Below are 21667 nucleotides of genomic sequence, written 5' to 3'. Positions count from 1 at the left end.
GCCTCCCTGCGGTCGATCTAGCCTTGCGGCGGGCGCTGCCGCAAGCCAGTTCAGGCTTGGCAATCCCTTGCGCAGCGCCGATAACGAGGGCCAGAGGAGACCGCCATGCCCATTGATTTCACCGCGAAGAAGGCCCTGTTCCATCTGCCGGAGGGGGTGGTCTACCTCGACGGCAACTCGCTGGGGCCGATGGTGCGTAGCGTGCCTGCGCGGGTGGACAAGGCGGTGCAGGCCGAATGGGGTGAGATGCTGATCCGTGGCTGGAACAAGGCCGGATGGATGGCACAGCCCCGCGCGCTGGGGGACCGGATCGGGCGGCTGATCGGGGCCGAGCCGGGGACGGTGGTGCTGGGGGACACGCTTTCGATCAAGGTCTACCAGGCGCTGGCCTCGGGGCTGGAGCTGAACCCGCGGCGTCGGGTGATCCTGTCGGATACCGGGAACTTTCCGTCTGACCTCTACATGGCCGAGGGGCTTTGCCGGACGCTGGGTGGGCAATACCGGCTGAAGACCGTGGCTCCGGAAGAGGCGATGGCCGCGATCGACGAGACGGTGGCGGTGGTGATGCTGACCGAGGTCGACTATCGCACCGGGCGGCGGCACCACATGGCCGACATCACGGCGCGCGCGCATGAGATGGGTGCGCTGGCGGTCTGGGACCTGGCGCACAGCGCAGGGGCGGTTCCGGTCGATCTGGCGGGTGCCAAGGCCGATTTCGCGGTGGGCTGCACCTACAAGTATCTCAATTCCGGCCCCGGCGGTCCGGCATTCATCTATGTCGCCCCCCGCCATGCCGAGGCGGCGCGCCCTGCCCTTTCGGGCTGGCTGGGACATGAGGCGCCCTTTGCCTTCGACCTTTCCTACCGTCCCGGCGCGGGGATCGACCGGATGCGTGTCGGCACCCCGGCGGTGTTGCAGATGGCAGCACTCGAGGCGGCGCTGGATATCTGGGACGGGGTAGACCTTGCCGAGGTGCATCAGCAGTCGTTGCGCCTGCAGGATCAGTTCATCAGGGGCGTTGAGACGCGGACCACCGGCCTGACGCTGGCCACGCCGCGGTCGCACCTGATGCGGGGAAGCCAGGTCAGTTTCCGCCACCCCGAGGGCTATGCGATCATGCAGGCGCTGATCAGTGAGGGCGTGATCGGCGACTTCCGCGCGCCCGACATCCTGCGCTTTGGCTTCACGCCGCTTTACATCGACGAGGATGACGTGGCCCGGGCGGTCAACGTGCTGGCGAAGATCATGGACTACGGCAGCTGGGACCGGCCGGAATTCAAGCAACGCGCGATGGTGACCTGATGATCAGGCTCTGGAACCCCGAGACGATGCCGAAACCCGCCTCGCGCTACAGCATGTGCGCGCTGGCCGAAGGGTCGACGCGGCGGCTGGAGATCTCGGGCCAGGTGGGGATGCACCCGGACGGGACGATTGCAGCCGGTCTTGCCAATCAGCTGGACGCGGCGCTGGCAAATGTCGACCGGGCGCTGGAGGCGGCAGGCATGGGGCGCGGAAACCTGATGAAGATCACGGTCTACCTGACCGAGAACAGCCCCGATGCCATCGCCATCTACCGCGCCCGGCGGGATGCCTGGGTGGGCGAGGCCCCTGCCCCGGCGGCGACGCTTCTGGTCGTGGCGGGGCTGGCGTCGCCCGCGCTTCTGGTCGAGGTGGATGCCATCGCTGCGGGTTGAGGCCGGCCATGATCGCTCTATCTGCGGCGCAGGCCGGCGCAGGGACGAGCGGGAATTCGTCGGCACCTTCACCACCTCCGGACCAAGTCGCCGGTCCTGTGGCGCGCCATAAACCGGAAACGGGCGAAGAAACCCCGCTTCAGACCTGATTTGACGCGGTTTTCACGCGCCCGTGATGCGTTTTCGCACCCACCCCGGTTTGACGCGCCGTGAAGCCTAAGTTACCGTCGCGAAAAGTTTACCCCGGGGAAGTTTCCGGGGGATCAAGACGAAATGGGTTCAGTGATGCACAAGTTCCTCGTCTCCGTTTCCGGCAAGGCCGTTGCCCTGCTTGCCTGCCTGACGCTTGTTGCCTGCGTCGATCCGACGGTTGGGCCCTCAAACGCTTCGAAACCGCTCCCGAAGGCGGATGAAAACGTCTACGTGGCGACGATGGATTCCGGCATCGCGATCCCGGCCCTGCCGGTCGAGGAGATCCCGGCCAGCCACCGCCGCCAGGTGGTCCAGTACGAAACGGACCAGCCCGTCGGCACGATCATCATCAACCCCGCGACCCGGCTCCTGTACTATGTGGTCGGCCAGGACAAGGCGATCCGCTACGGCATTTCAGTCGGTCGCGCCGGGTTCGAATGGTCGGGTGAGGCGATCGTCGCCGACAAGAAGCCCTGGCCGACCTGGACGCCGCCCAAGGAAATGATCGCGCGGGATCCCAAGCTTGCGAAATGGGAGAACGGCCAGCCGGGCGGCCCGACCAATCCGCTGGGGGCGCGGGCGATCTACCTGACCTCGAACGGGATCGACTATGGCTACCGCATCCACGGCACGCCGGAGTGGAAGTCGATCGGTCGCAATGCCTCGTCGGGCTGCATCAGGATGATAAACCAGGATGTGATTGACCTTTATAACCGTCTGCAGGGCGGTGAGAAGGTGATCGTCCTGACTGCATCCGGCGAGATGCCGAAGGGGCTTTACATCCCGAAGCCGCCTGCGCCGAAAAAGGCTGCCGCGCCGAAGCCCGAGGTTCCGGCAGGTGCCGTTCCGGCCCTGAAGGTGCTGCCGCCCCCGACGATTGCGGTTCCCGGAGCGGTGCCTGCGGTGCAGGCGTCGGCCCCGGCGGCCCCTGCGACGCCCGCGCCTGCGGCAGGTGAGCTTGTCTGCGCCACGGCGCTGGTTAACGGCGTCTGTCCGGGTGCTGCCAGCGACTGACAGTGTCAAGAGGAATGCAAAGGGGGGCGCCAATGGCGCCCCTTCTGCGTTCAGAGCCAGCGGTCGTAGTCGCTGACGAGGAGGTGCCAGGGCGCCTCGTCCTCATCGATCTCGGCGAAGCGGCCGATGGGCTCGCGGAAGATGTTATCGGTGAGGTCGTCGTTCACGGTCGAGACTTCGCCGATCAGCACGTCACCGCCTTCACCCCAGAAGGCGTGCCAGTCGCCGGGCATGAGCGTGACGCTTTCCCCCGGCGCAAGCTTCAGTTTCTGTCCGGGTCCGTAGGGGGTGCGGATGCCGTCGCACATCACGACGCCGCCCCGGTCGGCCGCAAACCCGCCCTTGTCGTCCGACCCGAACAGCTCGACCACCAGGGTGCCGCCGCCGCGGTTGATGATGTCCTCGGCCTTGATGACATGGGTGTGCATCGGGGAAAGCTGGTCCTGCCGCGAGATCAGGAGTTTCTCGGCATAGCACATGCCGCCGCCACGCTGGAGGTCGGCGAGGCGGCCGTTGCGGAGCGTAAAGAGGAAGAGGCCCATCTGATCGAACCGGCCCTGCCCGTAATCGGTGATGTCCCAGCCGCAGCGGGCGTCGATCACTGCGCGGGCCACGTCCCTCTTCCCCTTGAACTCGTCCGGGGACCAGTTGGCAAAGGGCGGCAGAACGAAGCCGTAGTGACGGATCATCTCGTCGGCGCTGCGCATGATGTCGTTGATGCGGGATCTCTTCATGTCTCTCCTCCGGGCACTTCAGCCAGCCTAGCCGGTCCCGTCTGCCGAAGAAAGCGTCCGACGAGCACAAGGCCGGCGAGGCCGAGCGCGATCACGAAGCCGGCCCAGATGCCGGAGGGGCCCATGCCGACGGGATGGGCCAGCACCCAGCCGAGCGGCAGGCCAAGGACCCAGTAGGCGATCATCGAGACAGTTGCGGGAAAGGCGGTGTCGGAGAGGCCGCGGAGCGCGCCGGTCATGGTGGACTGGACGCCGTCCATCACTTGCGAGAAGGCGAAGACGAAGAAGATCGTGGCGGCGACGGCGATGACCTCGGGCTCGGACGTGATCCAGCCCGCGATGGTTTCGCCATGCAGACCAAGGACCACCGCCGCCCCGGCAAGCCAGATTGTGCCCATGCCGAGGGCGGCCCAGGTGATGGGGCGGAGGGCGTCAAGGTTGCCCGCGCCGCGTTCCTGCGCGACGCGGATCGCGACCGCCCCGGCAATGCCGAGGGGCACCATGTAGAGCAGGCCACCGGCACTCATCGCCACCTGGTTCCCGGCGAGGGCAACCGCGCCGAAGGTGCCGATCATCAGCGTGGCCACGGCCATCGCCCCGGTTTCGGCGATGTACATCAGGCCGAGGGGAGCGCCCTCCCTGGCGACGCTGGCGATCTCGGCGCCACTGAGGTCTCGCCTGAGGCGCAGCCGCCGCATCGACGGGGCCTGCCGCCAGTAGGCCCAGGCGGCGGCAAGTGCCAGCGCCTCGGCGGTGAAGGAGGCGATTCCGGCCCCGGTCAGACCCAGCATCGGCAGGGGGCCGAGGCCCCAGATCAGGGCGTAGTTCAGAGGTATGTTGATGACGACCGCAAGAAAGGCGAAGCCGGCGCCAAGCCAGGGGCGATCCACAGCCTCGAATGTCGCCTTGAAGACCGTAAGGACAGAGAAGGGAATCATCATCAGCGAAATGGCCGTCCAATAGGGGAACATGATCGCAAGGACCTCGGTCGGCTGGCCGAGAAGCGGCAGCACGGGCCAGAGCGCAAGCATCAGGACGGCCCCGCCGATGCCCACGATCCAGCCGAGCGCCAGGCCGTTGCGCAGGGTTGCGGGAATCCGACGGCCCTGCCGCGCGCCGTAGGCGGTGCCGATCCTGACCGACATCGCCGACAAAAGCCCCCAGATCGCGGCGTAAAGGATCACGGCGACTGCGTTCGTGATCCCGACGGCCGCGAGCGGCAGGGCACCGAGTGGTGCCAGCATTACCGAGTCGGTGACGCCGAGCAGGGTCGAGGCCCCCAGCCCCGCGACAATGGGCACGGTAAGCGCGAGGATCGCAGGCGCCTCGCGGCGGATGGCGGAGAGAAGGGTCATTGCAAGGGCCGGGGTTTTGACATACGGTTCGTATGTTAGTGCAGATATCACATACGGGCCGTATGTCAACCGACCGCCGCAGCCGCGCCGACCAGGCGCATGAGACGACCCAGCGTATCCTTGCCGTCGCGCGGGAGGTGTTCACGACGCAAGGCGTGGCTCAGGCTTCGCTGGACGCGATCTCGGCACAGGCCGGGGTAACGCGGGGGGCCTTGCACCATCATTTCACCAACAAGGCGGGGCTCTTCGAAGCCGTGCTGCTTCGTATGGATGCCGAGATCGGCGAAGAGATCGACGCGGCCTGGGACCCGGACATGCCGTCCTGGGCCGCATGGCGCGCCTGTTTTCACCGGTATCTCGATGCGGTGCTGCGGCCGGACCGGCTGCGGCTGTTCTTTCTGGAAGGCCCGGCGATCCTGGGGGCGCGGGCCTTCGACCTGATGCTGAACTCGGGCTTGTCGGAGGTGGTCGAGGGGTTGTCTGACCCCGAGGTAAGCCGCGAGCTGGCCGTCAGCGATGCCGAGGCCATGGCGACCATGCTGAACGGTGCGGTGCTGAACCTTGCCTTCTGGGTGGCGGAAATGCCGGAAAACTCTGACCGCAAGGCCCGCGCGCACCGGATGCTGGACGCGCTGTTCGACGGGCTGACGCTGAAGCCGTAGCTCAGCGCTTGCCGAAGAGCGAGCCGAGAACGCCGCGGATCATCGCCTGGCCGGACTTGCTGCCAAGCTGGCGGGCAAAGCTTTTGGCAAAGACCTCGGTCACCGAATCCGACCGGCTGTTGCTGGTGCGCCGGGGCTTGGCCTCGGGCAGGACATTGCCGTCGTAGCGCCGGGCGCGTTCGAATTCGCGCGCTTCGGCGGTCGACTCTTTGGCGCGCGTTGCTTCAGCTGCGGCGGCCTCGGCCCGTGCCCGCAGAAGTTCCCAGGCACTTTCGCGGTCGACCGGCGTGTCGTATTTGCCCCGCATGGGCGAGGCGGCCATCACCGCCGTCCGTTCGGCCTCTGACAGCGGCCCGACCTGGCTGGAGGGCGGGCGGATCAGGGTTCGCTGGGCGACGCCCGGCACGCCCTTGGCCTCAAGGAACGAGGTCACCGCCTCGCCCGTGCCGACATCGCGGATCGCTTCTTCGATGGCAAAGTCGGGGTTCGGGCGGTAGGTCTCGGCGGCGAGCTTCAGGCCCTTTTGGTCCTTGGCGGTGAAGGCGCGGAGTGCGTGCTGCACCCGGTTGCCAAGCTGGCCGAGGATGTTTTCCGGCACATCCGCCGGGTTCTGGGTGATGAAGTAGACCCCTACCCCTTTCGACCGGATCAGGCGCGCGACCTGTTCGACCTTGGCGATCAGTGCCTTCGGGGCATCGTTGAAAAGAAGATGCGCCTCGTCGAAGAAGAAGACGAGCTTGGGTTTCTCGGGGTCGCCCACCTCGGGGAGGGACTCGAAGAGTTCGGAGAGAAGCCAGAGGAGGAAGGTCGCATAAAGGCGCGGCGAGTTCATCAGGCGTTCGCCCGCAAGGATGCTGATCCGCCCGGTTCCGTCGGGATCGACAGTCATCAGGTCGGCAAGGTCCAGCGCGGGTTCGCCGAAAAGCTTCGCCCCGCCCTCGTTCTCAAGGACAAGGAGCCGGCGCTGGATCGCCCCGACAGAGTCCTTGGTGACAAGGCCGAAGCGGGCGGAAATCTCGGTGGCATTCTCGGCCACGAAGGTCAGGAGGGCCTGGAGGTCCTTCAGGTCGAGAAGCGCAAGACCTTCCTCGTCGGACAGGCGGAAGGCCACGTTGAGCACACCTTCCTGCGCGTCGCTGAGTTCAAGGAGGCGCGAGAGGAGTAGCGGCCCCATCTCGGAAACCGTTGCGCGGACCGGGTGACCCTTTTCCCCGAAGAGGTCCCAGAAGATCACCGGGAAGGCGCGGTAGGTAAGCTCCAGCCCCATGGTTTCGCAGCGCTTGAGGAAACTTTCGTGAAGCTTGTGGGCGGGCGATCCGGCGGCTGCCATGCCCGAGACATCGCCCTTCACGTCGGAAAGGAAGACCGGCACACCGGCGGCAGCGAAACCTTCGGCCAGGATCTGGAGCGTGATCGTCTTGCCGGTGCCGGTGGCGCCCGCGATCAACCCGTGGCGGTTGCCATAGCCCAGGAGGAGGTGTTGCTGAACCGCATGGCCTTCGCCCCCGCCGCCAACCATGATGCTTGGCGCTGTATTGCCCTGTTCCATTGCGTCTACCCTGTTTCCCGTGCCGTGACCGCCGTGCTGCGGTGCTGCTTCATGTTCCGACCGGGAAAAACATACAATGTTAACCCGGTTCTGCCAGTCTGATTGCACCGGCCTTGCCTGATCCGGCAGTCCGGTGGTGACTTCCTCCCTGTTGACTGGCCGCGCCCTTGAAAAGGCGCGGTTTTTTTGTAACGGGCTTGTCACATGATCCGTCAGAATCCCGTTGACGGCCCCGGCAAACCGAAATAGCGTCCCAACCCATGAAGTCGGCCAGTCCGACAGGGAGCAAAAAACAATATGTGGAAAGGGCCGGCCTAGCCGGCCCTTTCCCATTTCAGGGTTCGGTTGCCATTTGGGGCGTTCACATTCCGTGCAGAACCCTGCCTGCAAGGCGTTTTCGCACCTGACGGCGGCGGAAGGGCATGCTAGAGACCGCGCCAAACACCAACCCGAAGGAATAGCCCCAGATGGCCTCGACCACCCGCACCGCGCTTGCCCTGATCGCTGCCCTTGCCGCTCTGCCACTTGCCGCTCAGACCACCGAGGGAACCGCACCGGCCACCGAAGGCGACAGCGCGGCGGCGACCGACCTTTCCATGGGTCAGGAGGTCAATACGGGCGGGGTCGGCGAGACCTATACCGCTGCCAAGTTCGAGGACTGGGAACAGCGTTGCGTGCGGACCGAAAGCGGTGCCGATCCCTGCCAGCTCTACAAGCTTCTCAAGGATGGACAGGGCAACAATGTGGCCGAGTTCACGATCTTCGGCCTGCCGGAAGGTGCGAACAGCGAAGCCGTAGCCGGGGCGACCTTCATCGCGCCGCTTGAGACGCTGCTGACCTCGGGCATGCGGATGCAGATCGATGACCGGCAGTCAAAGGTCTATCCGTTCACCTTCTGCGCCGATCTGGGCTGCGTGGTCCGTCTTGGCTTTACGGCCGAGGAGGTGGACGCGATGAAGAAGGGCGCGAATGCCGTGGTCAGCATCGTTCCCTTCGTCGCGCCGGATCAGACAGTGACCCTGAACCTTTCCCTGAAGGGCTTCACCGCGGGGCTCGAGGCGGTGAATACGGCGAATGCCGCAGCGGATGCGGCAGCTGCCGCCGCCGCCCCTGCCGAGGCTGCGCCGGCCGAGGCCGCTCCGGCGACCAACCCCTGATCCTTGAGACAGTCAGATTACAAGGGCCAGTCCGCCGAGGCTGGCCCTTCTTCGTTCCGGGATCGGTCAAGCCCGCGCGAAGGCAATCACGGCGTTGAGGCCCCCGAAGGCAAAGGCATTCGAGAGGGCCACGTCCACCTTTGCCTTGCGGGCGGCATTCGGAACCACGTCGAGCGCGCAGTCCGGGTCTGGCGCCTGATACCCGACGGTCGGAGGCAGGATGCCTTCTGTCAGGGCCATCAGGCAGGCAATCGCCTCCAGTGCGCCGGTTGCACCGATGGCATGGCCGTGCATCGACTTGGTCGAGGAGACCGGCGGGGGATTGGCGCCGAAGACCTGGCGGATGGCGGTGGTTTCGCTGCGGTCATTGGCAAGCGTGCCGGTGCCATGGGCGTTGATGTAGCCGACGTCGCCCGGGGCCAGACCGGCATCCTGAAGGGCCGCGTCCATCGCGCGCGCGGCCCCTGCCGGGTCGGGGGCGACGATATCGCCGGCATCGGCGGTCATCCCGAAGCCGGCGACCCGGGCAAGGATCGGGGCGCCACGGGCCCTGGCGTGGTCTTCGGCCTCAAATACGATGATCCCCGCCCCGTCGCCGATCACCATGCCTTTGCGTCCAAGGCTGAACGGACGGCAAGCGTCAGGGGCGAGGACACGGAGCCCCTCCCAGGCCTTGACCCCACCGAAGCAGAGCATCGCCTCGGAGCCGCCGGTGAGCATGACGTCCGCAGCTCCGGACCGGACCTGCTGGAAGGCCAGCCCCATGGCGTGGTTGGCGCTGGCGCAGGCCGATGCAACCGCGAGCACCGGTCCGGTCAGCCCGTGACGGATGGAAAGATGCGAGGCGGGCGCGTTGTGCATCAGACGCGGTACCACCAGCGGCGAGACGCGGGATTTTCCTTCGGCGAAAACAGCGCGATAGCTGTCTTCCCAGGTCGAGATGCCACCGGCGGCAGTGCCAAGGATCACACCGCCCCGATGACCAATCGGGTCGGTCAGGCCCGCCATCGCAACGGCCTCGGCCCCCGCGACAAGCGCATATTGCGTGACCCGGTCGTAAAGCGGCAGCTTCGCGGGGTCGAGCGCGGGCAGCCAGTCGCGCACTTCCGCACCGATGCGGATCGTCAGGCGGTCGGCGTCGCGGAACGTGAGGGGCGCGATGCCCGAGCGCCCTTCGCTGAGGGCGGCGAATGTGCCGGGAACGCCCTGCGCAAGGGCGTTGACTGTGCCGATCCCGGTGACGACGACCTGCCTCATCCGCGTTGCAGCGCAATCAGCCTTTCGACGCCGCCAACGATGCCCTGCACAGTATCAAAGTCGAACTCGGGCTGGTCGGGTTCGTTGGCGTTGAACGGAATCGCGATGCCGAAGCGCTCTTCCATGGCAAAGATCGCCTCGACCTTGCCAAGGCTGTCGAGGCCAAGATCGGCGATGGCCGCGTCGCGCGCGATGTCCGCAGGCGAAATGAGAAGCTGCGTCGCAAGGATCGCGATCACCTCTGTCTCGATGTCCGAGGATGACGTCATCGCCCTGCCCTAGTCGTTGTCCGCGTCGCTGCCCTTTTCCAGCGCCGCCACCCGGGCTGCAAGCCGTGGCAGGCGGCGCAGCGCCTTCTGCATCTCGACATGGGTCTCCATCTTCACGGCCGGATAGCCCAGCAATACGCGGCCGGCCGGAGCGTTGGTGAAGATCTTGGTGGCCCCGCCCGCGATCACGTCATTGCCGACGAAGATGTTGTCGTTGACGCCGCATTGGCCGCCCATGACCACCCGGTCGCCGATCCGGGCCGAGCCTGCGATGCCGACCTGGCCGCACAAGAGGCAGTCCTGCCCGACCTGAACGTTGTGGCCGATGTGGACTAGGTTGTCGAGCTTGGTGCCCGAACCGATGACCGTATCGCGGATTGTGCCGCGGTCGATGCAGACGTTCGCGCCAATTTCGACGTCATCCCCGATGGTTACGGCACCAAGCGAATGTATCCTTGTCCAGCTTTGATCCTTGATTTCCGCGCGTGAGCCGAGCGTTTCGCGGATTTCCTCGACCCCCGATTTCTCTGGCGTCACAAAGCTGAACCCGTCGGCGCCGATGACGGCGCCCGGCTGGCAGATGAAGCGGTCGCCGATGGTCACCCGGGCGCCGATCCGCGCGCCCTGCAGGATCAGGGCATTTGCGCCGATGCGCGCGCCTTCGGCGATCGAGACATGGCTGGCGATGCGCGCACCCTTGCCGATGATCACCCCGGCCCCGATCACGACGAAAGGACCGACTGCGGCTCCTTCCCCAAGGCTTGCCGTTGGATGCACCACGGCCATGGGATGCACCCCCGGCGCAATGTCCGGCCCGGGGTCCATCAGCGCGGTGAGGCCGGCCATGGCCAACCGCCCGCGCGGCGCGAAGATCGCGGCATTCAATCCCATGGCGCGCCAGTCGGCACCCGGCCAGACGATGGCCGCCCGGGCCTGGCCCTTCGTGATGCCCTCGCCATAGCGCGGGTCCATCGCCAGCGCGATCTGGTCCGGACCGGCCTCCTGCGGTTCGGCGGCACCGGTGACGGTCAGATCAAGCGCACCCTCTGCCTCAGCACCAAGGGCCGCTGCGATGTCGCGGATCGTATGGGCCATGTTGTCCTCGGGGTCGTGTGCGGGGCCGTAGCGCCAGCCTTACCGCTGAACGCCCGCCAGTTCCACCCCGGCGGAGCTGAGCGCCTCGAAAAGGGCGGCGTCGCGCCCGTAGATGTCCCGCCGATAGGCGATGCGGCCCTTCGCGCCCGGATAGGCCGTGAAGTAGACCAGATGAACCGGCACCTGGGACAGTAGCTTTACCGTGGTCTCGTTCCCGGTCTTGAGCTTTTCGTCGAACTCGGCCTCGGCATCCTTCGACTGCACGGACAAAAGCGCATGGGCGAGGTCGAAAGGATCGGCCACGCGGATGCAGCCGTGGCTGTAGGCGCGCACCTCCTTGGCAAAGAGCGACTTGGACGGCGTGTCATGAAGGTAGATGTTGTAGGGGTTGGGGAACATGAACTTCACCAGGCCCAACGCATTGTCGTCGGATGGCGGCTGGCGCAGCGCAAAGGGGAAGTTCCGCGAGGTGTAGGCCGCGAAATTCACCGCCCCGCGCGGCACCACGCGCCCGCGCCCGTCGATCACCTGAAGATGCGAGACGGCGTTCGGGTTCCTTTGCAGAAGCGGCAGGTATTCCTTCACGGTGATCGACCGCGGCACGCCCCATGAGGGGTTGATGACCATATGCTCCATCAGGTCCGAAAACTCGGGGCTGCGCTGGTCGGGGACGTTCTTTCCAATCACCACCCGGGTCTCGAAGACCGTGCGCCCGTGGTCGATGATCTTTGCGGTGAAGTCGGGCAGGTTCACCCAGATGTGCCGCGCGGACCGGTCGTAATCCATCCAGCGCTGCCGTTCGAGGGCGACGACGACAGATTTCAGCCGCTCTTCCGGACCCTTGTTGAGTTCCGCAAGTGTGGAATCGTTGACGATGCCATCGGCGGTCAGCCCATGGTTCAGCTGGAAATCGACAACAGCTGCTTCGATCGTGCGGTCGAAGACGGCGGTTGCGCTGTGGGCCAGATAGCCCATGCGGACCAGCCGATCACGAAGTGCCACGACCTCGGGCCCGCTGTCACCGGGACTGAGCGGTCTGGCCATCAGGAGCGGGCCCCAACCACCCGTCGCGATATCGGCCTCAAGCCGGATCTTGGCCTTCATCAGGTTGAGATAGGCCGGCGACTTCGGCAGCAGCCAGTCCAGCACCACCTGCGGATCACCGGTGGCGATGCGGGACAGAAGAACCTCTGGCTCGATCACCGCGATCTCGCGCAGGATGCCCGGGTCGACCTTGGCCGGCTCGATCGCGCCGGAGGTCAGGTCGCGCGCCCAGGCGAGATAGGCCCGCGACAGGGCGATCTCGGCCCGACCGCGGTCGCCCTCGGTCTTGGCGGCAAGGAGGGCCGCGCGCAGGGCCTCGGCATCGTAGCGGGCGACGGGCAGGCCGTGATCCGATGCCGTGGCGAAGGCCGACAGGAGCGCCTGGCGGCGCGTTACATCGTCGGCCCCGGTCCAGAGCGTGCGATAGTCGTTGGCGCGATACCAGTCAGCGATCGCCCGATCGTCACCAGCCGCAACGGCGAGCGCCTGAACAAAGGCAGGCGGCTCTTTCGGTTCCGCCGCCCGGACCGGCGGAGCGACAAGAGTGAAAAGTGAGACGGCCAGCGCAGGCAGGAAGAACGCGCCATGCTTGGCGAAGCGATAATCGGCAAAGACCATTCCGGCACCGAACTCAATGACTTGGCCGAATTCCCGGCCGTTCCGGACATATCGCCGCAAATGAGGAAGGCTGTCCACTCACAAACGGGAAAAACCGGGCAGTCGGAAGGAATTGTTTCCATTTGCGCAACGCTGATTGCCGGATCAGCACCAGTGATGGCTTCCGGACCGGAAATCGGGCTTGTTCAGCAATTTTTTGCCGATGCGGACCATGGTGCGGGGATGTCGGGCAGAGTTCGCTTGGGCTTCGATTCGTCCTGTGCCATAAGACTGAGGCACCTTGGGGATGAAGTTGCACGAGAAAGCTGCGGCAAGCGGTCGAAGACAGCTACAGGGACAGGCGTTAGAATGACGGACAATCGGAACTTCACTGTCACGCGGCGTGGCCTGCTTGGCGTGTTCGCGGCAACCGCGGTTGTCGCAGCCCCGACCTACTCCAATGCCTTCGGCCTGCTGAAAGGCTCGGGTGATATCCGCCGCATCCGGATGTACTCTGGCCGCACCGGCGAAAGCATCGACACGATCTACTGGATCGAGGGTGAGTACATCCCGGAAGTCATGAAGGAAATCAACTACTTCATGCGCGACTGGCGGTCGAACGACACCATGAAGATGGACATGCGCACCATCGACATCATGGCCGCGTCGCACCGGCTGATGGATGTGAGCGAACCCTACATGCTGCTCTCGGGCTACCGTTGCCCGAAGACCAATGCGATGCTGCGGTCGAAGTCGCGCGGCGTGGCGCGGAATTCGCTGCACATGCAGGGCCAAGCGGCCGACCTGCGGCTGAAGTCGCGTTCGGTCAGCCAGATGGCGAAGGCCGCGGCGGCCTGTGCTTCGGGCGGGGTCGGCAAGTATTCGCGGTCGAACTTCGTCCACATGGATTGCGGCCCGGTCCGCACCTGGGGCGGCTGAGGCCCTGATCTTGTGAAATCGGGCGCCTTCGGGCGCCTTTTTCTTTTTCCCCGGACCATCCGCTCGTCGATGGCTTCGCCACTCCTCGCTTGCGTTTCGTCAAGAAGACACAGTCGGACGGGGTGGGGTCAGTCGCTGTCCGACCCTGCCGCGATTTCACGGCCGCGATAGCCCATCGCGACCACGAACTTCTCGGAACTGTCGGCGCGGCTCGCGGGGGGCTTCACGTTCGCGACCTTGCGGAAGTTCCGCTTCAGCATCGCCTGCATCTCGTTCTCGGCCCCGCCGGCCAGCACCTTGGCGACAAAGGTGCCACCGTCCTCAAGGACGTCGAAGGCAAATGCCAGCGCCGCCTCGACCAGCGCGACGATCCGCAGGTGGTCCGTCGCCTTGTGGCCGCTCGCGGCGGCGGCCATGTCGGACATCACCACGTCGGCCCGGCCTCCGAGCCAGCCCTTCACCTTCTCGTCCGCGTCGTCGGAGAGGAAATCGAGCTGGTGGATCTCGGCCCCTGCAATCGGCTCCACCTCTTGCAGGTCGACGCCCAGCACGGTTCCTACGGGCTTCTTCGGATTCTGCCCAAGTGCGTTGACCCGATCGACCGCCACCTGGCACCAGCCGCCGGGGGCACAGCCAAGGTCGACCACCCGCGACCCCGGTTTCAGAAAGCCGTAGCGGTCGTCAAGTTCGATGATCTTGTAGGCGGCCCGGCCGCGAAACCCCTCGCGCTTGGCGCGCTGGACGTAAGGATCGTTGAGCTGCCGTTCGAGCCAGAGGGTCGAGCTGAGCTTGCGCCCCTTCGCGGTCTTGACGCGCACCCGAAGCTCGCGCTGGCCGCGTCCCGAATTGGCCTTTTCCGTCGTCATGTGTAGGGCCCGTCTTCCAGCACGCCATCCGCGCTCATCTGCGCGTAGAGAAGCCCTTCCCTAAGGCCGCGGTCGGCGACGGACAAGCGCTCTGTCGGCCAGATCCGCATCATCGCCTGCAGGATCGCCGCACCGGACATGATCAGGGCATGGCGGTCGCGGCCGATACGAGGGTCATTCCGGCGGCCTTCGGGGCCAAGCGCCACATATTCGCGGATTACCATGTCGATCTGGTCGCTGGTCATCTGCAGGCCGTCGACCTTGGAGCGATCATAGCGTTTCAGGTTCAGGAAACTCGCCGCAACCGTCGTGACCGTGCCGCTGGTGCCGATGATCTGGAACCCAGCCCGGCGGGTCTCGGAATTCGTCGGGCTGAAATTGGCGAGGTTCTCTTCGAAGAACCAGCTCATCAGCGCAAAACGCGCGGCGTCGTCGTCCACGTCAGCGAACTGGTCCTTCAGCGTGGCGACGCCCAGCGGGACCGAAATCCAGTCCACCACCCGCGCGACCGGGCCTTCGCCTTGAGCATTAAAGCCCATGTGCAGCCGCATGATCGCCTGGGGCCGTTCCGTGGGCGGCACGGCGGAAAGGTCGATCCAGACAAGTTCCGTCGACCCGCCACCGATGTCCACGACCAGAAGCTCTTCGGTCGTGGTGTTGACCAGGGGCGCGCAGGAAATGACGGCAAGCCGCGCCTCTTCCTCAGGCGCGATGATCTCCAGTTGAAGGCCGGTCTCGCGCCGGACCTGGCGGATGAAGTCGCGGGCGTTGCGCGCGCGGCGGCAAGCTTCGGTCGCAACGAGGCGCATGCGTCGGACGCCGTGCTTGTCGATCTTGTTGGCACAGATCCGCAGGGCCTGGATCGTCCGCGTCATCGATGACCGGCTGAGACGTCCCGAGGCCTCGAGCCCGACGCCAAGCTGGACGGTCTTGGAGAAACTGTCGACGACGTGAAGCTGATTGCCCTTCGGCTGGGCAATCAGCATCCGGCAGGAATTCGTGCCAAGATCAAGCGCCGCATACAGCGGTGCCGACCCTGGGTCGGAAAGGGCTGACGGCCTGTCCGCGCGGGAAACCTGTGTCGTGGTCTCGACCTGCGCGGCAGTCGCGTCCGCCCTAGGGGGACGCTCGGGCGTCATGGCCGCCCTCCATCTGTGGTTGGGGTCAAAGGTAGTCACCTTCGGGGCCCCGCGCAAGCTTTGCATCGCTGGTCCCCTGACCCGGGTGGCGCACATCATCCTCATGAGGATTTTTCCGGTCCGGTTCGGCCTTCGGCATGCTATCGGTTCCGGGCAGGCCTGCGGGGTCGCATCCTTGTGCCGTCATGTCGAAATCCGACAGCGGCTGTCGGTGACGAGCGACTATCTCTGGGCGAAACCGCGGGCATAGGGAATCATCGCGTCATGGCCGAAGTCACCGTCGTCTACTGGCGCGACATCCCGGCGCAGGTCATCGTTGGCAAGGGACGGCGCGGATCGAAGGTGCAGCTTTCCGAGCGTTTCGAGCAGGCTATCGACCGTTGCGCCATGAAGATCGGCGCCAAGGATGCAGATGCCTATCTCGCCGAATGGCGCAAGGTTGTCGTCGCGGACCTGGAGGGCGAACCAGATGCGATCGCTGCCGACTATGCCGCGAAACTGGAAGCCGAATTCGATACCGCCCGCATCAAGATCCTGATCGACGCAGAAGGCTGGGCCAAGGCCTGACGCCCTGATGACCCCGCCCAAGCCTTCCACCCTCAAGGAGACCGTGATGGCCCTGTTCAATTTCCGCCGCAAGGAAGAAGCCGCCCCCGCGACCGGCGGGCTTGAGGCCTTCCTCAAGGGCTACTCGATCGAGGTCATGCCCCGCACAGCCGAAAAGGTGGAAAACTTCCGCGATATCCTGCCCACCGGCACCCGTGTCTACATCGCCAACATCGAAAGCCCGATCGAGGAGATGACCGCCACCGCCAAGCGGATCGTCGACGAAGGCTTCGACGTGATGCCGCACTTTCCCGCCCGCATCATCAAGGACAAGGCGACACTTTTCGACTGGGTCGCCCGTTACAAGGACGTGGGCGTCAAGCAGGGACTGATCCTTGCGGGCAACCCCGCCGCCCAGGTTGGCGACTTCAGCTCTTCGATGGAACTCCTTGAATCCGGGGCCTTTACCGGCTTTGAACGGCTTCATGTCGCGGGCCACCCGGAAGGGAACAAGGATATCGATCCCGATGGCTCCGACCGCATGGTGATGGAAGCCGCACGCTGGAAGTCGGCCTTCGCCGAACGTACCGACGCGCAGATGGCGATGACCACCCAGTTCTGCTTCGAGGCACAGCCCGTGATCGATTGGGTGAACCGGATGCAGGCCGAAGGCATCAAGCTGCCCGTCCATATTGGCATCGCCGGGCCCGCGAAGCTTCAGACGCTGATCAAGTTCGCCATCGCTTGCGGTGTCGGCCCCTCGTTGCGCGTGCTGCAGAAGCGCGCGATGGATGTGACCAAACTTCTCCTGCCTTACGAACCGACCGAAATCCTGGAAGGGCTTGCCGCCCACAAGGCCGCGAACCCCGGCTTCGCGATCGAGCAGGTCCACTTCTTCCCCCTTGGTGGCATCAAGACCAATGCCCAGTGGGTCACCGACAATGGCGGCGCCTCAGGCGTTCCGGCCAGCGCAACCGCCTGAGAAAGAGCATCAAGAATGACCCGTACCGTCGTTGAATCCAAAACGAAAACCGTCGTCATCGGCTTTGACGAGCCCTTCTGCGTGATTGGTGAGCGCATCAACCCCACGGGGCGCAAGAAGCTTGCCGCCGAACTTGAGGCGGGGAACTTCGAGACGGTCATCAAGGATGCGCTGGAACAGGTCGCCTGCGGGGCCACGGTGCTGGACGTGAACTCGGGCGCGGTCTTCACCAACAAGATGGCCACCGACCCGCGCTATGCCGACAACAACTTTGTCGAGCCGCCGCTGATGAAGGCGCTGATCGAGATCATCCAGCAGACGGTGGATGTGCCGCTGTGCATCGACTCGTCCGTCCCCGGCGCGTTGGAAGCGGGCTTGATGGCCTGCGAAGGTCGTCCGCTCCTGAACTCGGTGACCGGGGAGGAGGAGCGGCTGGAACTCGTCCTGCCGCTGGTCAAGAAGTACAATGTGCCGGTCGTCGCGATTTCGAACGACGACACCGGCATCTCGCCCGATCCCGATGTCCGCTTTGCCGTGGCGAAGAAGATCGTAGAACGGGCCGCCGATCACGGCATCCCGGCGCATGACATCGTGGTGGACCCGCTGGTCATGCCGGTCGGCGCCATGGCCAGCGCGGGCCAGCAGGTCTTCACCCTCGTCCGCCGCCTCCGCGAGGAGCTGGGCGTCAACACCACCTGCGGCGCTTCGAACATCAGCTTCGGCCTGCCGCACCGCCACGGCATCAACGGCGCCTTCCTGCCGATGGCCATCGGCGCGGGCATGACCAGCGCAATCATGAACCCCGTCCGCCAGCAGGAGATGGAGGCGATCCGCGCCGCCAACTTCCTGATGAACCACGACCCGAACGGCGGCGAATGGATCCGCTTCGCCAAGGTGCTGGAAGCGGTCGAAGGCGGGATGACCTTCTCGGAAGCTTCGGCCGCCGCGTCGCAGGCGGCGGGCGGACGGCGTGGCGGGCGTCGCGGCCGGGCCTGAGGCCCGGTTCGCGGTCAGCGCAGGTCTGACAGATCCACCAGCCGCCCGCTGATGAACAGCGGGTTGCAGCGGCGGAGGACCGGCCGTCCTCCGCGTTTCCACTCCATCTTCTGCTCGAAAAGATGGGCGAGGTGAAAGCCTGCCTCGCCCAGAAGCGCGGTCAACTTGCCGAAGGGCACATGCGTCCGGTTGTAGGGGTTCATCCCGGCCTCGACCTCGACGAAGTCGACCTGGTCAAGCCGATCAATAAAGCCGTGCAGGACCGCAAGGTCCGAGCCTTCGGTGTCGATCTTGAGATAGTCGATGTGGTCGATCCCCAGATTGCGCATCACCCTTGACCCGCTTTGCACCTCGACCATGACCGCGCCCTCCGGCAGGGGCTTCCCGGCAGGCAAAAGGCGGTTCATGGCCGATTGCTTGCCCTGCGTCAGCCCCTGGGTCGCGGCCTCCCTGCCAAGCGCAAGGCCGTGGACAGTGACATTGGGAAAGCTCCGCATGTTTTCGACCAGAACCTCGCGGGTCTGGGGCGAGGGCTCGAAGGAATGCACACGGGCGTCCGGGAACCGCCGGGCGTAGGCCTTGGCCGACTGACCGACATTTGCGCCGACGTCGAAGATGAGCTTCGGGGACCAGTCCGGGAAGTAGCGCAGGATCAGGTCGAAGGGATCAGAGAACGCGTCGGGCATCGGGAAACTTGTTGAAGAGAGAGGGCGTGACAACCCGGCTCAGGCTAGGCGCGATGGCGGGACGGGGCAAGCGCGGCACCACCCTACCCCGCTATGCTGCGAAGCGAGGCGACGCGGGCCGGGGGAATCCGGTCGACCTCGACGCAGGTGAAGACGTGAAGCGTATCAAGCTCGCGGTCCACCACCGCGTGATCGCTGACCCATCCGCCCATGCCAAGATAGGTCCGCAGAAGCGGTGGCAAAGCGGCAAGGGCGGCGCGCCTGTCGGTCACCGGGCCGACAATGGCGGGATAATCGACGACCTCGGCCGCCTTCTTGCGCGGCAGGTGTTCGGCCGGGCCGATATGCCCGTCGGCCAGGAGCGCCAGCCCGGCGCGGTGCTGCGTCCAGTCCGCCCCGCGAAACGAGGTACAGCCGACCAGAAGGCCCGCCTGCCCTTCGTCCACCAGCCGCGTCATCGCCCCCCAGGCCAGCCGCAGCACATCGGGGTGGACCCCACCCGCCGCCACGCAAAAGCGCCCGACCTCGGCGATCGGGCGGGCATAGCGGGCAAGGGGGGCGACGTCATAGAACCGCGCGGCATAGCCCTGCTCCAGCCCCGCGCCCCAGCCGAAGAGCATCAGCCGGAAATAGGCCTGCAGACCGGCCGGTCCTTCGACCATCACATGGGTGGACAGGGCGTCCTGTTCGTCCGCTTCGGACCCTTGGGCACGGGGAAAGGCCGCGCTCCGGAAGGCCATGACGCGCGCCATGTCGGCCTTCCCATGCGCCAGCCGCGCCACCATCCCGCCCCGCTGCAAGGACTGCACGCCCTTTTCCCCCGCCTGTGCCCACCCTACATTCGGGGCAGAACACGAGGAGTCGCCCCGATGGACAAGATCGTCAAGACCGAAGCGGAATGGCAGGCACAGCTTTCCGACCTTGCCTACAAGGTCACCCGCAAGCACGCCACGGAACGCGCCTTTACCCATGACGATTTCCCGAAGGATCCCGGGACCTTCCGATGCATCTGCTGCGATGCGCCGCTCTTCGACCAGAAGACCAAGTTCGACTCAGGGACTGGCTGGCCCAGCTTCTACGCGCCGCTTGACCCGGAGATGGTGGGCGAACAGTCCGACAACAGCTGGTTCATGCGCCGGACCGAGGTGCACTGCAACCGCTGCGACGCCCATCTTGGCCACGTCTTTCCCGACGGACCCCGTCCGACCGGGCTGCGCTACTGCATCAACGGCGTCGCCCTGCGATTCGAACCCGAGGCGTGACGGCCCGGGGGCGGCGGTCAGACGGCCGCCCCTGCGGGACCCTTACTCCGAGAAGACATCTTCGGCAGTGACCCGGCCGAAGCTGCCAAGCAGCTGGGTGATCAAGGAGATGCCCTTGATGTTCGTCTCGGTCACGCGGCGCGAGATTTCGACCACCTGGCCGTCTTCCAGCCCGAAGAGGGCGATGTTCTCGACCACGCCGGACTCGTTGAAGGTGACGGCAAGTACCTTGCGGTCAACCTCCTGCGGCTCACGCGGGCCGACCAGGCGGTACTGGCTTTGCACGTAATACCAGCCGTCGTCGTTCAGAAGGCCCGAGGTCGAGGGGCGGCCGATCTTCTGGTTGACCGTCTCGCGCGTGTCGACGCCAACCTCGACCAGCGCAAGCTCATCTTCGGCGGGGACATAGCCGTGGTTGCGGATGACCGGAGTACAGGCGGCCAGCCCGGCTGCGACCAGCAGTGCAGCAGCCGTCACGCGCAGGCGTAAGGGGGCCGCAACGACCGTCCGCAGCAACGGGAACTCTGCCATTCTTGCCCTCTTGCCCCTTGCTGCGTCAGCCGATGACGCGGGTTCTTCAAAATCCGGCCCATCCGGGATAACGATGGATCGACCCAAGTTCAAGAATGGAACGCCGCAACTCCGGGTGATGACCCGCGCAGGGGCGGCGGGAAAGGCCCCGATGACCGACGCCAGCCAACCCCGGCCGACCCGCTTCCGCACCGGGGGCCTCAGCGCGCGGAAACCCACGCGCTTTCACCACGAGGCGGGCGCGGAGGAGCGGAAGGCCCTTGCCGCCGACCTTGGCCTTCTGGCGCTCCGAAAGCTGCGCCTGACCGGCGAGATCACGCCGGCCGGGCGGGACGAGGTTGTCCTGAGCGCACGCCTTGAGGCCGAGGCCGACCAGGCCTGCGTCGTGACCCTCGCCCCGGTCCGCGCCCGGATCGATGAGGCCGTCCGCCGCCGCTATGTCGCGGGGCTTGCCGAACCGGACGCGGACGAGCTCGAGATGCCCGAGGATGACAGCCTTGAACCGATGCCCGAGGTGATCGACCTTGCCGCGATCGCGGCCGAGGCGCTGGCGCTGGCCCTGCCGCTTTATCCGCGCGCTCCGGGGGCGGAACTCGGCCCGGCGGTCCATGCCGCCGAGGGCGTGACACCGCTGACGGACGCAGACCTGAAGCCCTTCGCGGGCCTTTCCGCCCTTGCCGCGAAACTCACGCCGAAGGGCGGTGGCGAAGGCTGACCTACCCTGCCGGAACGCTGCGAAAAGGGGCTTGCGCCGCCCCGAAATCCGAGTATGTTCCGCGCCTCATTCAAGCTGCAAGACAGCACCGGTCGGCTATTGTCCACGCCTTGGCCACGGGGTTGTTTCGCAAAGGAAATCCGGGGCGCTTCCTGTCCCCACTGCCCGAAGGTTGAGACATGGCTGTCCCGCAGAACCGCACCACCAGCTCGCGCCGCAACATGCGCCGCGCCCATGACGCGCTGGTCGCCGCGAACCCGAACGAATGCCCGAACTGTGGCGAGCTGAAGCGTCCGCACCACGTGTGCAGCGCCTGCGGCCACTACGATTCGCGTGAGGTCGTCTCGACCGCCCGCGAGGTTGATCTGGACGAAGACGCGGCGTAA

24 protein-coding genes are annotated in these 21667 nt (G+C 65.7%); 12 read left to right on the top strand and 12 right to left on the bottom strand.

Annotation, left to right across the window (positions count from 1 at the left end):
• The first annotated feature begins 105 nt into the window (after window positions 1–105).
• From kynU to AC2D9V_RS14220, 3 genes are all read left to right on the top strand, one after another.
• Window positions 106–1302 carry a kynureninase gene (gene kynU / locus AC2D9V_RS14230; RefSeq protein ID WP_484714746.1) on the top strand — a complete coding sequence of 399 codons (1197 nt, stop codon included), beginning with the start codon at window positions 106–108 and terminating at the stop codon, window positions 1300–1302.
• The gene (locus AC2D9V_RS14225; RefSeq protein ID WP_484714745.1) at window positions 1302–1694 is read left to right on the top strand and encodes a RidA family protein; all 393 of its coding nucleotides are present in this window, start codon (window positions 1302–1304) and stop codon (window positions 1692–1694) included. Before kynU ends, AC2D9V_RS14225 begins: the two co-directional genes overlap by 1 nt.
• A gap of 285 nt (window positions 1695–1979) precedes the next feature.
• A complete protein-coding gene (locus AC2D9V_RS14220; protein ID WP_484714744.1) occupies window positions 1980–2900 on the top strand; it encodes a L,D-transpeptidase in 921 nt (306 codons plus the stop codon).
• A gap of 50 nt (window positions 2901–2950) precedes the next feature.
• Here AC2D9V_RS14220 and AC2D9V_RS14215 read toward each other — a convergent pair whose 3' ends face one another.
• Window positions 2951–3634 carry a D-lyxose/D-mannose family sugar isomerase gene (locus AC2D9V_RS14215; RefSeq protein WP_484714743.1) on the bottom strand — a complete coding sequence of 228 codons (684 nt, stop codon included), beginning with the start codon at window positions 3632–3634 and terminating at the stop codon, window positions 2951–2953.
• Window positions 3631–4989 carry an MATE family efflux transporter gene (locus AC2D9V_RS14210; RefSeq protein ID WP_484714742.1) on the bottom strand — a complete coding sequence of 453 codons (1359 nt, stop codon included), beginning with the start codon at window positions 4987–4989 and terminating at the stop codon, window positions 3631–3633. The genes AC2D9V_RS14215 and AC2D9V_RS14210 overlap by 4 nt, the downstream gene beginning before the upstream one ends.
• A gap of 62 nt (window positions 4990–5051) precedes the next feature.
• On the opposite strand from AC2D9V_RS14210, the gene AC2D9V_RS14205 reads away from it, so the two are divergent.
• Complete coding sequence (locus AC2D9V_RS14205) at window positions 5052–5651, top strand: TetR/AcrR family transcriptional regulator (RefSeq protein WP_484714741.1); 600 nt, start codon at window positions 5052–5054, stop codon at window positions 5649–5651.
• Window position 5652: 1 nt separating this feature from the next.
• Here AC2D9V_RS14205 and AC2D9V_RS14200 read toward each other — a convergent pair whose 3' ends face one another.
• Entirely contained in the window at window positions 5653–7200 is a 1548-nt protein-coding gene (locus AC2D9V_RS14200; RefSeq protein ID WP_484714740.1) for a helicase HerA-like domain-containing protein, read from the bottom strand.
• 467 nt (window positions 7201–7667) lie between these two features.
• On the opposite strand from AC2D9V_RS14200, the gene AC2D9V_RS14195 reads away from it, so the two are divergent.
• Window positions 7668–8357, top strand: coding sequence for an invasion associated locus B family protein (locus AC2D9V_RS14195; protein ID WP_484714739.1), 690 nt, complete (start codon window positions 7668–7670; stop codon window positions 8355–8357).
• Window positions 8358–8423: 66 nt separating this feature from the next.
• Here AC2D9V_RS14195 and AC2D9V_RS14190 read toward each other — a convergent pair whose 3' ends face one another.
• From AC2D9V_RS14190 to AC2D9V_RS14175, 4 genes are read right to left on the bottom strand one after another with little or no spacing between them, the layout of a single operon-like run.
• Window positions 8424–9614: a beta-ketoacyl-[acyl-carrier-protein] synthase family protein gene (locus AC2D9V_RS14190; protein ID WP_484714738.1), complete on the bottom strand. Its 1191-nt coding sequence runs from the start codon at window positions 9612–9614 to the stop codon at window positions 8424–8426.
• On the bottom strand, window positions 9611–9883 hold the full coding sequence (locus AC2D9V_RS14185) for an acyl carrier protein (RefSeq protein ID WP_484714737.1): 273 nt from the start codon (window positions 9881–9883) through the stop codon (window positions 9611–9613). The genes AC2D9V_RS14190 and AC2D9V_RS14185 overlap by 4 nt, the downstream gene beginning before the upstream one ends.
• 9 nt (window positions 9884–9892) lie before the next feature.
• The gene (locus AC2D9V_RS14180) at window positions 9893–10978 is read right to left on the bottom strand and encodes a UDP-3-O-(3-hydroxymyristoyl)glucosamine N-acyltransferase (protein ID WP_484714736.1); all 1086 of its coding nucleotides are present in this window, start codon (window positions 10976–10978) and stop codon (window positions 9893–9895) included.
• A 39-nt stretch (window positions 10979–11017) separates the two neighbouring features.
• Window positions 11018–12640, bottom strand: coding sequence for a L,D-transpeptidase family protein (locus AC2D9V_RS14175; protein WP_484714735.1), 1623 nt, complete (start codon window positions 12638–12640; stop codon window positions 11018–11020).
• 348 nt (window positions 12641–12988) lie between these two features.
• Between AC2D9V_RS14175 and mepK the strand changes: the two genes are divergently transcribed.
• Window positions 12989–13558, top strand: coding sequence for a peptidoglycan L,D-endopeptidase MepK (gene mepK, locus AC2D9V_RS14170; protein WP_484714734.1), 570 nt, complete (start codon window positions 12989–12991; stop codon window positions 13556–13558).
• A gap of 128 nt (window positions 13559–13686) precedes the next feature.
• Here mepK and AC2D9V_RS14165 read toward each other — a convergent pair whose 3' ends face one another.
• Entirely contained in the window at window positions 13687–14424 is a 738-nt protein-coding gene (locus AC2D9V_RS14165; protein WP_484714733.1) for an RlmE family RNA methyltransferase, read from the bottom strand.
• Window positions 14421–15563: a Ppx/GppA phosphatase family protein gene (locus tag AC2D9V_RS14160; RefSeq protein WP_484714732.1), complete on the bottom strand. Its 1143-nt coding sequence runs from the start codon at window positions 15561–15563 to the stop codon at window positions 14421–14423. The genes AC2D9V_RS14165 and AC2D9V_RS14160 overlap by 4 nt, the downstream gene beginning before the upstream one ends.
• 264 nt (window positions 15564–15827) lie before the next feature.
• Here AC2D9V_RS14160 and AC2D9V_RS14155 point away from each other — a divergent pair, with 264 nt between their 5' ends.
• The 3 genes from AC2D9V_RS14155 to AC2D9V_RS14145 are packed head-to-tail and all read left to right on the top strand — an operon-like array spanning window position 15828 to window position 18087.
• Window positions 15828–16130 (top strand): virulence factor, encoded by a 303-nt coding sequence (locus tag AC2D9V_RS14155; RefSeq protein ID WP_484714731.1) that lies wholly within the window; start codon window positions 15828–15830, stop codon window positions 16128–16130.
• A gap of 46 nt (window positions 16131–16176) precedes the next feature.
• Window positions 16177–17091: a methylenetetrahydrofolate reductase gene (locus AC2D9V_RS14150; protein ID WP_484714730.1), complete on the top strand. Its 915-nt coding sequence runs from the start codon at window positions 16177–16179 to the stop codon at window positions 17089–17091.
• A 15-nt stretch (window positions 17092–17106) separates the two neighbouring features.
• On the top strand, window positions 17107–18087 hold the full coding sequence (locus AC2D9V_RS14145) for a methyltetrahydrofolate cobalamin methyltransferase (RefSeq protein WP_484714729.1): 981 nt from the start codon (window positions 17107–17109) through the stop codon (window positions 18085–18087).
• Between the two features lie 14 nt (window positions 18088–18101).
• Here AC2D9V_RS14145 and AC2D9V_RS14140 read toward each other — a convergent pair whose 3' ends face one another.
• Together AC2D9V_RS14140 and AC2D9V_RS14135 are read right to left on the bottom strand one after the other, a co-directional pair.
• Window positions 18102–18773, bottom strand: coding sequence for an FkbM family methyltransferase (locus AC2D9V_RS14140; RefSeq protein ID WP_484714728.1), 672 nt, complete (start codon window positions 18771–18773; stop codon window positions 18102–18104).
• A gap of 83 nt (window positions 18774–18856) precedes the next feature.
• Window positions 18857–19582, bottom strand: coding sequence for a GNAT family N-acyltransferase (locus AC2D9V_RS14135; protein ID WP_484714727.1), 726 nt, complete (start codon window positions 19580–19582; stop codon window positions 18857–18859).
• Between the two features lie 60 nt (window positions 19583–19642).
• Between AC2D9V_RS14135 and msrB the strand changes: the two genes are divergently transcribed.
• On the top strand, window positions 19643–20035 hold the full coding sequence (msrB, locus tag AC2D9V_RS14130; RefSeq protein ID WP_484714726.1) for a peptide-methionine (R)-S-oxide reductase MsrB: 393 nt from the start codon (window positions 19643–19645) through the stop codon (window positions 20033–20035).
• Between the two features lie 42 nt (window positions 20036–20077).
• Here msrB and AC2D9V_RS14125 read toward each other — a convergent pair whose 3' ends face one another.
• Window positions 20078–20566 carry an outer membrane protein assembly factor BamE gene (locus AC2D9V_RS14125; protein WP_484714725.1) on the bottom strand — a complete coding sequence of 163 codons (489 nt, stop codon included), beginning with the start codon at window positions 20564–20566 and terminating at the stop codon, window positions 20078–20080.
• Window positions 20567–20639: 73 nt separating this feature from the next.
• On the opposite strand from AC2D9V_RS14125, the gene AC2D9V_RS14120 reads away from it, so the two are divergent.
• On the top strand, window positions 20640–21281 hold the full coding sequence (locus AC2D9V_RS14120; RefSeq protein WP_484714724.1) for a YceD family protein: 642 nt from the start codon (window positions 20640–20642) through the stop codon (window positions 21279–21281).
• 179 nt (window positions 21282–21460) lie between these two features.
• Window positions 21461–21667: a 50S ribosomal protein L32 gene (gene rpmF, locus AC2D9V_RS14115; RefSeq protein WP_484714723.1), complete on the top strand. Its 207-nt coding sequence runs from the start codon at window positions 21461–21463 to the stop codon at window positions 21665–21667.

Source organism: Tabrizicola sp. T46, from assembly GCF_057219895.1.
The sequence above is the reverse complement of the archived record's forward strand: the minus strand, read 5'-3'. Positions and strand labels throughout refer to the sequence as shown.

Excerpts from the sequence above, each read along its gene's own strand:
- AC2D9V_RS14145 (WP_484714729.1), top strand. The coding sequence starts at position 17,107 with ATGACCCGTACCGTCGTTGAATCCAAAACGAAAACCGTCGTCATCGGC.
- kynU (WP_484714746.1), top strand. The coding sequence starts at position 106 with ATGCCCATTGATTTCACCGCGAAGAAGGCCCTGTTCCATCTGCCGGAG.
- AC2D9V_RS14225 (WP_484714745.1), top strand. The coding sequence starts at position 1,302 with ATGATCAGGCTCTGGAACCCCGAGACGATGCCGAAACCCGCCTCGCGC.
- AC2D9V_RS14120 (WP_484714724.1), top strand. The coding sequence starts at position 20,640 with ATGGATCGACCCAAGTTCAAGAATGGAACGCCGCAACTCCGGGTGATG.
- msrB (WP_484714726.1), top strand. The coding sequence starts at position 19,643 with ATGGACAAGATCGTCAAGACCGAAGCGGAATGGCAGGCACAGCTTTCC.
- AC2D9V_RS14220 (WP_484714744.1), top strand. The coding sequence starts at position 1,980 with ATGCACAAGTTCCTCGTCTCCGTTTCCGGCAAGGCCGTTGCCCTGCTT.
- AC2D9V_RS14185 (WP_484714737.1), bottom strand. The coding sequence starts at position 9,883 with ATGACGTCATCCTCGGACATCGAGACAGAGGTGATCGCGATCCTTGCG.
- AC2D9V_RS14190 (WP_484714738.1), bottom strand. The coding sequence starts at position 9,614 with ATGAGGCAGGTCGTCGTCACCGGGATCGGCACAGTCAACGCCCTTGCG.
- AC2D9V_RS14150 (WP_484714730.1), top strand. The coding sequence starts at position 16,177 with ATGGCCCTGTTCAATTTCCGCCGCAAGGAAGAAGCCGCCCCCGCGACC.
- AC2D9V_RS14165 (WP_484714733.1), bottom strand. The coding sequence starts at position 14,424 with ATGACGACGGAAAAGGCCAATTCGGGACGCGGCCAGCGCGAGCTTCGG.
- AC2D9V_RS14155 (WP_484714731.1), top strand. The coding sequence starts at position 15,828 with ATGGCCGAAGTCACCGTCGTCTACTGGCGCGACATCCCGGCGCAGGTC.
- AC2D9V_RS14175 (WP_484714735.1), bottom strand. The coding sequence starts at position 12,640 with ATGGTCTTTGCCGATTATCGCTTCGCCAAGCATGGCGCGTTCTTCCTG.
- AC2D9V_RS14180 (WP_484714736.1), bottom strand. The coding sequence starts at position 10,978 with ATGGCCCATACGATCCGCGACATCGCAGCGGCCCTTGGTGCTGAGGCA.
- AC2D9V_RS14215 (WP_484714743.1), bottom strand. The coding sequence starts at position 3,634 with ATGAAGAGATCCCGCATCAACGACATCATGCGCAGCGCCGACGAGATG.
- mepK (WP_484714734.1), top strand. The coding sequence starts at position 12,989 with ATGACGGACAATCGGAACTTCACTGTCACGCGGCGTGGCCTGCTTGGC.
- AC2D9V_RS14205 (WP_484714741.1), top strand. The coding sequence starts at position 5,052 with ATGTCAACCGACCGCCGCAGCCGCGCCGACCAGGCGCATGAGACGACC.
- rpmF (WP_484714723.1), top strand. The coding sequence starts at position 21,461 with ATGGCTGTCCCGCAGAACCGCACCACCAGCTCGCGCCGCAACATGCGC.
- AC2D9V_RS14160 (WP_484714732.1), bottom strand. The coding sequence starts at position 15,563 with ATGACGCCCGAGCGTCCCCCTAGGGCGGACGCGACTGCCGCGCAGGTC.
- AC2D9V_RS14125 (WP_484714725.1), bottom strand. The coding sequence starts at position 20,566 with ATGGCAGAGTTCCCGTTGCTGCGGACGGTCGTTGCGGCCCCCTTACGC.
- AC2D9V_RS14140 (WP_484714728.1), bottom strand. The coding sequence starts at position 18,773 with ATGCCCGACGCGTTCTCTGATCCCTTCGACCTGATCCTGCGCTACTTC.
- AC2D9V_RS14195 (WP_484714739.1), top strand. The coding sequence starts at position 7,668 with ATGGCCTCGACCACCCGCACCGCGCTTGCCCTGATCGCTGCCCTTGCC.
- AC2D9V_RS14210 (WP_484714742.1), bottom strand. The coding sequence starts at position 4,989 with ATGACCCTTCTCTCCGCCATCCGCCGCGAGGCGCCTGCGATCCTCGCG.
- AC2D9V_RS14200 (WP_484714740.1), bottom strand. The coding sequence starts at position 7,200 with ATGGAACAGGGCAATACAGCGCCAAGCATCATGGTTGGCGGCGGGGGC.